Genomic DNA, 13,022 nt, shown 5'->3' on the forward strand with positions numbered 1-13,022 from the left:
TGTGTGGCAATGGACCACACACAGAACGCTCAAACGGGCACGAAACAGGGGAACTCCACCCAGGCGGTCGTCGTCACCGCGCTGGCACTGTTTTCCATGTTCTTCGGTGCCGGCAACCTGATTTTCCCACCAATCCTGGCCGTCCAGGCAGGCGATAACTTCTGGCCTGCCATCCTCGGCTTCCTCAGCACCGGCGCCCTGCTGCCGGTGCTGGCGGTCATCGCGATTGCACTGTCCGGCACGAACGTGCGCGACCTCGCGCAGCGCGCCGGCAGCATCTTCGGTGTCGTTTTCCCGGTGCTCGCCTACCTGTCCATCGGCGCGTTCTACGCGCTGCCACGTACCGGCGCGGTGTCGATGGAAACGGCCATCACCCCGCTGTTCGGTGTGTCCGGCCTGTTCGCCTCGGGCGTGTTCAACGTCATCTTCTTCAGCATTGCCCTGGCGCTGAGCTGGAACCCGAACACCATCATGGAAAAGCTCGGTAAGTTCCTCACTCCGGCGCTGGTCATCCTGCTGGTCGTGATGATCGCCGTTTCGCTGTTCCGCTGGGACGTAGAGCCTTCCGCCCCTTCGGAGCACTACCAGTCCGGCCCGTACCCGACCGGCCTGCTGGAGGGCTACCTGACGATGGACTCCATCGCCGCGCTGGCCTTCTCCATTGTCGTGATTTCCACGCTGCGTTCGAAGGGCTTCCCTGAGGGCAAGAAGCTGGTCAACGGCACCATCGCAGCTGGCGTCGGTGCGGGCGCGCTGCTGGCACTCATCTACGTCGGGCTGGGCATGATCGGTCGCGTGATGCCGGACTCCGACCAGTTCGATAACGGCGCTGGCCTGCTGGCTGAAGCCTCCAACCTGACGATGGGCCAGGCGGGCCAGGTCATCTTCTCACTGATCGTGCTGCTGGCCTGCCTGACCACCGCAGTCGGCCTGATCACCGCGACCGCAGAGTACTTCTCCACCGAGTTTGGTGGCGCCTACCGCACGTGGGCGGTCATCTTCACCATCGCCTCGATGGTCATCGCGACCCAGGGCCTGGACTTCGTGATGACGATTGCCGCACCGGTCATCGGCTTCCTGTACCCGCCGGCCATTGCCCTGATCTTCGTCACCCTGGTCGAGCCAGCGTTCAAGCGCCACATGGCTTTCCGCTGGGCGTTCTTCCTGCCGATCTGGGTTGCTGTGGTCTGGTCCGCAATCGAGACCTTCATTTCCCTCGGCTGGGGTGCCGACGCCCTGACCCCGCTGGTCAGCTGGTCCATACTGCACGATGCTGGCCTGGGCTGGGTTCTGCCAGTAGCGGTGGCGTTCGTCATCGGCCTGGTCGTGGACCTGGCCCGCCCGAAGCAACACGCGGAGGACGTCAACGCGTAGTGTGGGGCCATGTCTACCCCACTCTCACTGATTGATTTTTGCACCAGCTACTCCGGCGAGTCCGTCGCCGACGCAATGCAGCGTTCCGTTGCATTCGCGCAGAAGGCGGAATCGCTGGAGTATTCGCGTATTTGGTACTCCGAGCACCACAACATGCACAGCATTGTCTCCTCGGTGCCCTCAGTGCTTATTGCCCACATCGGGGCGAAAACCGAGCGCATTCGGCTCGGCGCAGGTGGAGTGATGCTGCCGAACCACTCCCCGTACGTGGTTGCGGAGCAGTTCGGAATGCTCGAGGAGCTCTACCCTAACCGTATTGATCTCGGGCTTGGCCGCGCCCCGGGCACCGACCAGCAAACGCTCGGCCGGGCGCTGCGGCGCGACCCGCGGGCGGCCGAGCACTTCCCGGAAGACGTGCTCGAGCTACAGGCGTGGTTGAGCGACAACTCCCCGCTGGCCGGGGTGACCGCCGTGCCGGGCGCAGGCACCAACGTGCCACTGTACATCCTCGGCTCCTCGATGTTCGGGGCATCGCTCGCAGCGAAGCTCGGCCTGCCGTACTCGTTTGCCTCCCACTTCGCGCCCAACATGCTGGAGCAGGCCACGGCGTATTACAAGGAGAACTACGAGCCGTCCGAGCGCTACCCGGAGCCCTACTGCATCGCGGCCGTAAACGTCACCGCTGCGGACACCGCCGAGGACGCCGAGCGCCAGACCCACCTGGTGCACCGCAACCGGGTGCGCGCCATGATCGGCCGCCGCGGCACCATGCTCAACGACGAGCAGCTCGACGAGGTTGTGCGCTCCCCACAGGGCCAACAGATTATTGGCATGCTGCGCTACACCGCGGCCGGTACCGGCGATCAGGTCCGCGACTACCTCACCGACTTCACCGCCACCGCGCACGCGGACGAGTTGATGATTTCGCTGCAGGCCCCAACGCATGAAGAGGCGCTGCGTTCGATGGAAATTCTCGCAGGAGTCTGGGACCGCTAGACTCTACACTCATGCATTTCAGCACCCTGTCGCGCGGGCTGGTGGCGTCCACGCTCGGCGCCACGCTCGGACTGAGCCTCGCCGCGTGTGGCCCCGCGGCGCCGCGGGAGGATGTGGTCGTCGCAACGCAAGGGCCCCCTGCGGGCCTCGACTTCACCTCCATCGGCGGTGCCGCCGCACCCCAGGCGCTGATGGGCAACATCTACGAGACGCTCGTGCGTATCGACGCCAACGGCGAACCGCAGCCGTGGTTGGCGACCTCGTGGCGCGTCAGCGACGACGGCACCGTCTACACCTTCGACCTGCGCGAGGGCGTGACCTTTTCCGACGGCTCCCCCTTCGACGCCAGCGACGCCGTCTTCTCCATCAACTACGTGAAGGACTCCTGGGTCAACGGCATCAAGGAGAACATGGACCCGGTCGCATCCGCGCGCGCGGTGGACCCGCGCACGCTCGAGGTGACGCTGAAGGCACCGAGCGAGCAGTGGCTGTGGTCCATGGGCACGATGACGGGCGCGATGATGACGCCCGACTCCGTGGGAAGGCTCGCGAGCGACCCGCTCGGCACCGGGCCGTACACGCTGCGCTCGTTTGAGCCCGGCCACTCGATTGCCTTCAACCCGCGGCCCGATTACTGGGGCACAAAGCCGCAAAGCGGGGCCATGATCCGCTACTTCGGCGACGCCATCGCCGCGGTGAACGCGCTGCGCGTCGGCGATGTGGACGTCGTGTGGGCGATGCAGGCGCCGCAGCTCCTCGACGCCCTGCCAGACGACATCACCACCGCCGTCGGTACCACCAACGGCGAGGTGGTCTTCAGCATGAACAACAAGGCTGCACCCTTCGACGACGTCACCGTGCGGCGCGCCGCCGCCTACGCCATCGACCGTGATGCGCTCAACGCGGTGGTCTACAACGGGCTTGCCACCGACACCGGCGGCGCCCCCGTCCCACCAACCGACCCATGGTTTACCGGCACCAACTACTACCCCTTCGACCCGGACAAGGCACGGGAGCTGCTCGCCGGGCGCACCCCTGAGGTCACCATCGAGGTGCCCAGCCTGCCGTACGCGCAGACCGCCAGCGAGCTCATCTACTCCCAGCTTCGCAGCGTCGGCTTCCGTGTCACGCTGCACACCGTGGAGTTCCCGGCGGTGTGGCTGAACAAGGTGCACAAGCAGCACGACTATCAGGCGTCGATTATCTCGCACGTGGAGCCGCGCGACATGGTGCACATGTTCGGCAACCCGGACTACTACTTCGGCTACGACTCCGCGCACGCCCGCGAGCTCATGGCGCAGGGCGACCTGCGGGCCGCGGTGGACACCATCATGGCGGATGCCGGGGCGCTCACCCTGGTTAACGCGCCGAACATCGTGCTCTACGCGCCGGGCGTGCACGGGCTCGACCCGAACGTGGTCACCGACTCCCTGCCGCTGAACGAGGTGCGCCGATGAAACACGTTGCATCAACGCTCCTGCGACTACTCGCGCTACTCGCTGCGGCCAGCGTGGTGATCTTCCTACTGCTGCGCGCCATCCCAGGCGACCCGGCGCGCATCGCGCTTGGGCTCAACGCCTCGGATGAAGCGGTGGCGGAGCTGTCGCACACGTTAGGGACGGACCGCCCGCTGGTGGCCCAATACGTGAGCTGGATTGTCGCGATGCTGCGCGGTGACTTCGGGGTGTCGCTGGCCAGCGGCGCGGACCTGGGCCCGGTGATCTGGCAGCGCGCGGAGGTCTCGCTGGTGTTGGCGGTGGCTGCGATGGTGTTGTCGCTGGCCATCGTGCTTCCTGTCGGGATCTGGCTGGCGCGGCGAAACAGTGCGGTGCTGTCCGGGCTGACACAGTTGGGCATGGCGGTGCCGAGCTTTGTTGTCGGCATTGTGGCCGTGGCGGTGTTCTCGGTGCGTTTGGGCTGGTTGCCTGCCAACGGGTGGGGCACGGCTGCGCACGCGGTGTTGCCGGTGCTGTCGCTGACCGCCGTGCAGACGGCGATCCTAGCGAGGTATATCCGCACCGCGGTTTCCGAGGAGCTCGAGCGCGACTACGTACGCACCGCGCGTTCTACCGGTGCAAGCATGGCGCAGGTGGTGCGCGAGCACGTGCTTCGCAACGCCGCACTGCCGGTGCTCACGGTGGTGGGGATCCAGCTGTCCGCGCTGGTGGTCAGCGCCGTGGTTGTGGAGCAGGTCTTCGCCATCCCCGGCCTTGGCTCTTTCCTGCTGGACTCGGTGCGAAACCGTGATATCACGGCGGTGCAGTCCACGATGATGCTGCTGGTGGCGTTTACGCTACTGGTCAACGCGCTCGTGGACATCGCCTACGGGGTCGTTGACCCCCGTGTCAGGAGGGCGAAGTGAACCCGAAACGAATAGCTGGGTGGATAACGCTGGGGGCGATCGTGTTCGTGGCGGTGCTCTCCCTGGTGTGGACGCCCTACGACCCGCTGCAGGCCATGCCGGCGCAGCGCCTCGCCGCACCAAGCGCTACGCACTTGCTCGGCACCGACGAGCTGGGTCGCGACCTACTCTCGCGCATCATGATGGGCGCGCGCTACACCGTTGCTGCGAGCGCAGGTGCCGCGGCGCTCTCCCTGATTGTGGGCGTGCCGCTCGGGGTGCTCGCGGGCATGCGCCGCTCCTGGACGGAGCGCACCATCATGGGCGGCAGCGACGTGCTCATGGCGTTTCCGGCGCTGCTGCTGGCCATCGCGTTGACCGCTGCATTCGGCGCCAGCATGTGGATCGTGGTGCTCGCCCTTGGCATCGCGGGTATCCCCGGGTTCGTCCGTGTCTCGCGGGTGGCCACGCTTCGCGTGATGTCCCAGGACTACATCCTGGCCGCGCGCCTGAACAAGGTGCCTGGGATTATGGTGGCGTGGCGCCACGTGCTGCCGAACATCCTGCCGGTGGTCATCACCCAGATCGCGGTGGCATTTTCCATGGCGGTGCTGGCCGAGTCGGGCCTGTCCTTCCTCGGCTTCGGCGTGCAGGCGCCCTACGCGTCCTGGGGCCGGATGCTGCAGGCTAGCCAGCCCTACCTGGCCACAGCCCCGCACCTTGCGCTGTGGCCGGCGCTGGCCATCGCGCTGACGATTCTCGCGTGCAACGTAGCAGGAGGCCACCGTGATCAACGTTTCTAACCTCCGCATCGAGGGCCTGCTGCACGGCATCAGCTTCACGCTTGAGCGCGGCCAGCGCCTCGGCATCATCGGCGAGTCCGGGTCCGGCAAGTCACTCACGGCGCTGTCCATCATGGGGCTCACGGACCTCCCGGCCGAAGGTTCCATCACCGTCGACGGCGTCGAAATGGTCGGCACCTCCGAGCGGACCCGCCGCCGCGTGCGCGGCTCTCGCGTCGCGATGGTCTTCCAAGAACCCATGACGGCACTCGACCCGCTCAAGAAGATCGGCAAGGTCGTACCGCGGCACCTGCTGCAGGAAGTCGGCGTCGACCGTCCCGAGGCTTACCCACACGAACTCTCCGGCGGGCAGCGCCAACGCGTGCTCATCGCTCTCGCCCTCGCCGGCGACCCCGACTTCTTACTTTGCGACGAGCCCACCACCGCCCTCGACGTCACCGTCCAACGCCAGATCCTGGACCTCATCGACACCGTGGTCCGCCGCCGCGGCATGGGGCTGCTGTTCATCTCCCACGACATGCCGGTGGTCAGGCACATGACGCAGGAAGTTCTGGTGTTTCGCGCTGGGTCGATCGAGCCGGCGGACAGCGCCTACTCGCGCAAGCTGCTCAACCCGACGCTGCCCACGCTCGCGACTGCGTCGCGCGAGGTTGGCGGGCCCGTGGTCACCCTTCGTGATGTCTCCGTCACCCGCGGCACCACCAAAGCACTACGCAACGTGAACCTGGAGGTCCGCCGGGGCGAGCGCATCGGCATTGTGGGCGGTTCTGGTTCCGGCAAGACCACCCTCCTGCACGTCATCGCGGGCTTGCGCGGCGTCGACTCCGGGGAGGTCCGGATCAACGGCGACTGCCAGATGGTGTTCCAGGACCCCTACTCTTCCCTGGACCCGCGGATGCGGGTCGGGGCGTCGGTGGAGGAGGCGGGCGTCGATACGCGGCGGGCCCGCGAGGTGCTTGCCGCGGTGGGCCTCGAGGGCACCGAGCGACGCTTGCCCCGCGAGTTCTCCGGCGGGCAGCGCCAGCGCATCTCTATTGCCCGCGCGACCGCCGCCACCCCCGATATCCTGCTTGCGGACGAGCCCGTCTCCGCCCTCGACGCCACCCTGCGTAACCAGGTGCTCACCCTGCTCGACGAGCTCGCCTCCACCCTCGTGTTCGTCTCCCACGACCTCGGCGTGGTGCGCGCGCTGTGCCCGCGCACGATCGTGATGCACGAGGGCGAAATCGTGGAGGAGGGCCGCACGCAGGACGTCCTGCGTAATCCGCAGCACGAATACACGCGGCGCCTCATCGACAGCATGTTTTAGGCGCTACTGTGGGTGGGTATGAAGATCGTAGTAGTTGGTTCCATTAACGCAGACCTCACCGTCAACGTTGCCCGCCACCCTAACCCGGGCGAAACCCTACTGGGCGAAGGCGGCGGGCTCACCGCCGGAGGCAAGGGCGCCAACCAGGCGTGCGCAGCCGCGAAGCTGGGCGCGCATGTGGCGCTGGTCGGCGCGGTTGGTAAGGACTCGAACGCGGCGCCGGCGCTCGCACTCCTGGAGGTCGCGGGCGTGGACCTCACCCACGTGGAGCAAAAGGACGAAGTCACCGGCCTGGCCGTGATCACCGTGGCCGCCGACGGCGAGAACACCGTCCTGGTCGTGCCCGGCGCGAACGCCGAGGTGGACGCGAACCACGTTGAGCGCCACGTCGCCGCCATCGAGGACGCCTCACTCGTGTTGCTGCAGGGCGAGATCCCCGCGGACGGCTTTGCCAAGGCGGTCGAGTTGGCGCAGGCCCACGGCGCGCGCGTCGTGATCAACCTTGCCCCCGTCGTGGAGGTGGACCGCGAGGCGCTGCTCGCCGCCGATCCGCTGCTCGCCAACGAGCACGAGGCCGGCCTCATCCTCGAGCAGCTCGGCGTCTCCCCGCAGGAGACCCCGGAGCAGCTGGCCCAGCAGCTTCTCGACGCCGGCTTCGCCTCCGTCGTGCTCACCCTCGGTGCGGCCGGGGCACTCATCGCCGACGCGGAGGGCCTGCGCCCAGTGGACACGCCGCGCGTGGAGGCCGTCGACACCGTCGGCGCTGGTGACGCGTTCGCGGGCGCGCTGTGCCACCGCCTGGTTGAGGGCGACACCCTGGACGAGGCCGCGAAGGTCGCGGCGAAGGTCGGCGCGATCGCTGTAACGAAGCCCGGCGCGCAGCCCTCCTACCCGAGCGCCGTCGAGCTAGACGCCTACGATTTCTAACAGCGCACCCAGCACGGTCTCGCCGTGTCTGCGCAACCCGTCGTGCTGCATCTGGTCGTTTTCCCACACGTTGATGCCGAGTGCCTCGGCGGTCTCGAGGGAGAACTGGCGCGGCACGTACATATCCTGCGTATAGACGGCCGCCGCGGTCCGAATCCCGTGGTCGGCTGCGTTGAACCCTGCAGCCCCGGCGTAAAGGTTGGGCCAATCGTCCTTGGCCGCCAGCTCGTGCGCTGCCTGTTTGAAGGGGCGCAGCGCCGGGTCCTCGTCGAATTGGAACGGGAAGACGTGCTCGCCGGTGAGCAACCCTTCGCCGGCGCCGAAGCCGGGAGTGCGCTCGGCGACGCGCTGCGCCGACCACGCGGTCGCACCCGGTACGGTACCGCCGTAGATGGATTCGTGGATCACCCCGTAGAGCGGGCCAGACTCGTAGCTGACCAGCGCGCCGATCTGCGCAAGCACGTCCGTGCGCATCGCACCATTCGGGTGGAAGGGGGCCTCGAGCAGCGCCGCGATCGTGCCTGCGCCGCCCTCCTGCCCCAACAGCGTGCCGATGGTCCGGAAACGCCGCGCGCTCAGCCGCTCCCCGGTTGGCAGGAACTCCTCGCGCTGCTCGAGGTGCTCGCACACCTCCGCGATGCGCTCCTGCGCCCACGGCACTGCCTCGAAGAGCTCCTCGTGGCGGGCCCGCACGGTGGCGAACGTCGCCTCGTACACCTCGTCCACGCCCCTGCTGATCGAGGGCAACCCACCCGTAAACAGCGCCGCACGCAGCGAGTCCGGGTAGCGCAGCATGTAGTGCACCAGGCAGAACCCGCCGAAGGACTGGCCCAGCACGTCCCACTGCGCCAGCCCCAGCGTGCGGCGCAGCGCTTCCGCGTCGTCCACGATGACGTCGGCGCGAAGACGGGTGAAGTCGATGGTGGCGTCGCCAAGCATGGCGCGATCGATGCGGGAGGAGCGGCCCGTGCCGCGCTGATCCAGCAGCACCACCTGGTAGCCGCGCTTGGTGGCGTACTCGATCCACTCGAAGCGCTCGCGTGGGCTCGGGAAACCTGGGCCGCCCTGGAGGAAGAGCAGCGCCGGCGCGTCCTTCGCGGTCGTGGCGCTGCGCACGATGCGCGCGAACAGCTGCACCCCCTCGCGCTCGAAGGGGACATCAACGCAGTGGAGAGAGGAAGCAAACAGAGACATGGCCCTCATGCTATACCCCCACTAGCATTGGGAGCCGTGACGCAACCACTGTTTTTTCATTCCCAGCACAATCCGGCCCACGGAGGCATCCCAGTTGTTGCCCCGTGGTTCGCACAGACCCTCGGCGAGCAGATGCACGGCTGGGCAACCAGCCTCGAGTGGCAACACGACGGCGACACGATGCGCGTGAGCCACGACAACTTCCACCTCGTCTTCCGCAGCCAGCTTGACGACGCCCGCTCGCGCTTCGAACTGACCATCACCAACGGGGCGACCACCCCGCGGCCCGTCCAGATCGCGCTGCACCCCTACTGGGCCTGCGACGCGGCAACCGCGGAGCTCTCGGGTGTCCAAGGCTCCCGCTTCCTCGACAAAACCGACGGCGAGTTGAAGACGGTGGAGGGCCCGCTGCGCTTCGGCAACGAAACCGACGCCGTGATTGCCGGAGCGACCAGCGCCGTCCTCCGCGACGCCACGCGCGAGCTCACGTTTACCTGCACCGGCACCGACCACCTCGTGGTGTGGAACCCCGGCCCCGACGTCTGCCGCGACGCCGAGGACCTCGGCGACGACGACTGGGCGCACTTCGTGTGCGTGGAGCCAGCGCTGCTCGGCGAAGACCGCCGCGGCGTGACCCTGATCCCGGGTGCTTCCGCGAGCATCGCGCTGGAGGTCGCCGTTGCAGCCCTACCCTGAGTACCACCTCCTCGCCGCTGAACGGCCGTGGTGGCGCGCGCTCATAGAGGCGCTGCTGCTCGTAGCGTTCTTCCTCACGCTGACGCTGGCTGCCTTCTTCTTCCTGGACGCCACCGGCGACATGGAATCTCAGCTGGCCATCGTGCTCAGCCTTGCGCTGACGCTGCCGGCGGCGTTCCTCGCAGCACGGGTGGCCGGACGCGATCCGGCGCTGCTCGTCAGCGTGGCGGGCCGCGTGCGCTGGCCAATCGTGCTTCGCAGCAGCCTGGTCATGCTGGTACTGTTCGGCCTGACCACGCCGTGGGAAGACATCGACCTCACGCCAATCCTGCTGATGTACGTGCTCATCACGCCGTTTCAGGCGGCGTCGGAAGAGTTCATGTTCCGCGGCGCTATCCCCCAGATCGTCGGCACGTGGGTGCGCTCGCCGTGGGTGGCGTACGCGGTACCGGTCATCCCCTTCGTGGCGTTGCACGAGTACAACTGGATCGGACTTACCGACATCCTCGTGTTCACCATCTGCGTCTCCGCCCTTGTCTGGTACACCGGCGGACTCGAGGCCGCAGTGGTAATGCACGCGTTTAATAATATCTCTGTCTTCTTCATCGAACCCGACGCCAGCCCCACCGACATTGGGTGGGTTGACCTGGCGTTTTCCTCCACGTTCACCATCGGCACAACGTTGCTCCTCCTCGCCGTGAACCGTCGAAAACGTCCGGACCCAACTAGCCATATCGTCCAGGATGCGGTTAACTAAGAGACTCACAATCTCAAGGAGAACCTCATGTCCAGCACCAATGCTGCACCCGCCTATCCCGACGACATGCACCCCGGACTCGTCCCCGGGATCAGCGTAGAAGAACAACGCAACCGATTCGGGGTGGACAAACTCGTCTTCGGTGTCACAGCGGTGCTCATCGTCGCGTTCATCATTTGGGGCATCAGCGCCCCAGACACCGTCGGCGAAGTCGCCGGCAACGCACTGAACTGGGGCATGTACAACTTCGGCTGGCTGTTTAACATCATCATGTCCGGCTGCGTCGTCCTGATGCTCGTCATCGCGTTCTCACGCTTCGGCACCATCAAGCTCGGCAAGGACGACGAGGAGCCGGAGTACTCCTTCTTCTCCTGGATCGCCATGATGTTCGCGGCAGGTATTGGCGTCGGCATCTTCTTCTTCGGCCCCTCCGAACCGCTCACCCACTACATCACCCCACCACCGCTGACTGTCGACGCCGAAACCCCCGAAGCCCTGCACCAAGCCATGGCGCAGTCCCACTTCCACTGGGGCGTTTCACCGTGGTCAGCCTACGCACTCGTCGGCGGTGCCCTCGCCTACTCGACGTACCGCCGCGGCCGCGTCTCCCTCATGTCCTCCATCTTCACCCCGCTGACCAAGGGTGGTGCCGCGTGGACCGGAAAGATCGTCGACATCCTCGCGATCGTCGCCACCCTCTTCGGCACCGCGGCCTCCCTCGGCGTTGCGTCCCTGCAGATCACCGAGGGCGTCTCCATCGTCGGCGGCATCGAGGTGTCCACCGGCGTGCTCATCGCCATCATCATGCTGCTGTCAACCGGCTTCATGATCTCCGCCGTCTCCGGCGTGTCCAAGGGCGTGCGCATCCTCTCCAACATCAACATCACCCTGACACTGGGCGCGATCTTCTTCGTGTTCGTCACCGGCCCGACCCTGTTCCTCACGAACCTGATCCCGTCCGGCACCATCGCGTACGTCGACAAGTACATGGATATGGCGTCCCGTTCACTGACCTGGGGCACGGAAACCCTCGACTTCCAGTCGGCCTGGACCGCCTTCTACTGGGCATGGTGGATCGCGTGGACCCCGTTCGTCGGCATGTTCATCGCCCGCATCTCCCGCGGCCGCACGCTGCGACAGTTCGTCATCGTCACCATCGTCGTACCGACGACCGTGCTCATCCTCGCGTTCACCATCTTCGGCGGCACCACCATCTCCTTCAACCGGGACAACATCCCAGGTTTCGACGGCACCAGCTCCACCGAAAGCATCCTCTACGCCATGTTTGAGCAGCTACCGCTGTACAGCATCACCTCGGTGCTCCTGATCGTCATCCTCTCGATCTTCTTCATCACCTCTGCCGACTCCGCCTCCGTCGTCATGGGCACCATGTCCTCCAAGGGCGACCCGGCACCGAAGAAGCTCATCGTGTTGTTCTGGGGCGCCTGCATGATGGGCATCGCCGTCGTCATGCTGCTCACCGGCGGCGAAGACGCGCTGTCCGGCCTGCAGTCCCTGACCATTCTCTCCGCGCTGCCCTTCTCCGTCATCCTGATCTTCATCGGCATCGCCTTCCTGCGGGATCTCTCCACCGACCCACTCGCAATCCGCAACACCTACGCGCGCTCCGCGATGCGCGCCGCTGTGATCAAGGGCCTCGAAGAATACGGCGACGACTTCGAACTCACCGTCAACCAAGCCGACGAAGGCAAAGGCGCCGGCGCCGACTTCGACTCCACCGCCGCCCACGTCACCGACTGGTACCAGCGCACCAACGAGGACGGCGAAAACGTCGGCTACGACTACGAAACCGGCACGTGGGCCGACGGCTACGAGCCAGAGACCGAAGATTCCGATTCTGAGTCCAAGAAGGACTAGTTGGGCGCCGCGCTCAACGGCACAGGCCGTGCCACCAGCGCAAATGACGCCATCAACGCAAATGGTAGTAACAGGATTGTAGTAATCCCGATTTTGGGACCCCCGGGGAGGATTACTACCATCCTGTTACTACCTTTTAGGCTTTACGACCGAGCCTCACCTCATCGATGCAGCATCCCAGGCAGTTTGATCATGCCCGTGTGCAGCCCGAACGCGACAGCACCACCGATCAGGACCGCCAAGAGACCAAGCACGATGCCAACGATACTGCCCGTCGAAGAAGCTGGCGCAGGTTCTACCGTCGGTTTCGCCTGAACAGTGGTTTTCGTTTCGTTGCCCGCAGCATCACGAACCTTCACGACGTCCCCCACGCGCAGCGGCCGAGACAGCCGAAGACTCCACCTCTTTTTGCTATCCGCCTGAACAGGAGTCTCGCCCTGCCCTGTCACTGACACCGTTAACGCCTGGCCTGCATGGTCAGCGTCACCGCGGAGCATTGTCGCTCCCTCAACGACAGCGTCCAAAGTCGGTGCCTTGGTTATCCGCGGGGCGGACGGCTTCGTGGTTACAGTTGTTCGCGGCGTGGCCTCAGACGTCGTAGCTGACGGTTTCGGCTTCGCCGTTGTCGGCGGGGCGGAACTTTCCACACTCGACGGAACCTGCGTGGTTGTCCGCGGGGCGGACGGCTTCGTGGTTACAGTTGTTCGCGGCGTGGCCTCAGACGTCGTAGCTGACGGTTTCGGCTTC

Annotated in this window: 13 protein-coding genes; 11 read left to right on the top strand and 2 right to left on the bottom strand. The window is 66.0% G+C overall.

All coding sequences use genetic code 11. The features are described 5' to 3' along the window. Positions 1-9: 9 nt before the first annotated feature. Genes brnQ through QP752_RS09880 form a run of 7 tightly spaced genes read left to right on the top strand, consistent with a single transcriptional unit; the run spans position 10 to position 7,750 of the window. Positions 10-1,374 (top strand): branched-chain amino acid transport system II carrier protein, encoded by a 1,365-nt coding sequence (gene brnQ / locus QP752_RS09850; RefSeq protein WP_256000935.1) that lies wholly within the window; start codon positions 10-12, stop codon positions 1,372-1,374. A gap of 9 nt (positions 1,375-1,383) precedes the next feature. After that, complete coding sequence (locus tag QP752_RS09855) at positions 1,384-2,370, top strand: LLM class flavin-dependent oxidoreductase (RefSeq protein ID WP_284805391.1); 987 nt, start codon at positions 1,384-1,386, stop codon at positions 2,368-2,370. A gap of 11 nt (positions 2,371-2,381) precedes the next feature. Then, positions 2,382-3,827, top strand: coding sequence for an ABC transporter substrate-binding protein (locus QP752_RS09860; RefSeq protein ID WP_284805392.1), 1,446 nt, complete (start codon positions 2,382-2,384; stop codon positions 3,825-3,827). Then, positions 3,824-4,732: an ABC transporter permease gene (locus tag QP752_RS09865; protein WP_284805393.1), complete on the top strand. Its 909-nt coding sequence runs from the start codon at positions 3,824-3,826 to the stop codon at positions 4,730-4,732. Before QP752_RS09860 ends, QP752_RS09865 begins: the two co-directional genes overlap by 4 nt. Then, positions 4,729-5,514: an ABC transporter permease gene (locus QP752_RS09870; protein ID WP_284805394.1), complete on the top strand. Its 786-nt coding sequence runs from the start codon at positions 4,729-4,731 to the stop codon at positions 5,512-5,514. The genes QP752_RS09865 and QP752_RS09870 overlap by 4 nt, the downstream gene beginning before the upstream one ends. Beyond that, on the top strand, positions 5,498-6,823 hold the full coding sequence (locus QP752_RS09875; protein ID WP_284805395.1) for an ABC transporter ATP-binding protein: 1,326 nt from the start codon (positions 5,498-5,500) through the stop codon (positions 6,821-6,823). Before QP752_RS09870 ends, QP752_RS09875 begins: the two co-directional genes overlap by 17 nt. An 18-nt stretch (positions 6,824-6,841) precedes the next feature. Then, the gene (locus QP752_RS09880; protein ID WP_284805396.1) at positions 6,842-7,750 is read left to right on the top strand and encodes a ribokinase; all 909 of its coding nucleotides are present in this window, start codon (positions 6,842-6,844) and stop codon (positions 7,748-7,750) included. Here the strand turns inward: QP752_RS09880 and QP752_RS09885 are convergent. Next, the gene (locus tag QP752_RS09885) at positions 7,730-8,944 is read right to left on the bottom strand and encodes an alpha/beta fold hydrolase (RefSeq protein ID WP_070478028.1); all 1,215 of its coding nucleotides are present in this window, start codon (positions 8,942-8,944) and stop codon (positions 7,730-7,732) included. The genes QP752_RS09880 and QP752_RS09885 overlap by 21 nt on opposite strands. 36 nt (positions 8,945-8,980) lie before the next feature. On the opposite strand from QP752_RS09885, the gene QP752_RS09890 reads away from it, so the two are divergent. Genes QP752_RS09890 through QP752_RS09900 form a run of 3 tightly spaced genes read left to right on the top strand, consistent with a single transcriptional unit; the run spans position 8,981 to position 12,275 of the window. Further along, positions 8,981-9,640 (top strand): hypothetical protein, encoded by a 660-nt coding sequence (locus QP752_RS09890; RefSeq protein WP_070478029.1) that lies wholly within the window; start codon positions 8,981-8,983, stop codon positions 9,638-9,640. After that, positions 9,624-10,397 (top strand): CPBP family intramembrane glutamic endopeptidase, encoded by a 774-nt coding sequence (locus QP752_RS09895; protein WP_284805397.1) that lies wholly within the window; start codon positions 9,624-9,626, stop codon positions 10,395-10,397. The genes QP752_RS09890 and QP752_RS09895 overlap by 17 nt, the downstream gene beginning before the upstream one ends. Positions 10,398-10,424: 27 nt before the next feature. Beyond that, a complete protein-coding gene (locus QP752_RS09900; protein ID WP_284805398.1) occupies positions 10,425-12,275 on the top strand; it encodes a BCCT family transporter in 1,851 nt (616 codons plus the stop codon). A gap of 161 nt (positions 12,276-12,436) precedes the next feature. Here the strand turns inward: QP752_RS09900 and QP752_RS09905 are convergent, their stop codons facing one another. Then, positions 12,437-12,772 carry a hypothetical protein gene (locus QP752_RS09905; protein ID WP_256042489.1) on the bottom strand — a complete coding sequence of 112 codons (336 nt, stop codon included), beginning with the start codon at positions 12,770-12,772 and terminating at the stop codon, positions 12,437-12,439. Positions 12,773-12,809: 37 nt separating this feature from the next. On the opposite strand from QP752_RS09905, the gene QP752_RS09910 reads away from it, so the two are divergent. Then, on the top strand, positions 12,810-13,022 hold a 213-nt coding region (locus QP752_RS09910), incomplete at its 3' end, for a hypothetical protein (protein ID WP_256042488.1).

Origin of the sequence: Corynebacterium sp. UMB10321, from assembly GCF_030228725.1 — a bacterium.
GTDB classification, from domain to species: domain Bacteria; phylum Actinomycetota; class Actinomycetes; order Mycobacteriales; family Mycobacteriaceae; genus Corynebacterium; species Corynebacterium pseudogenitalium.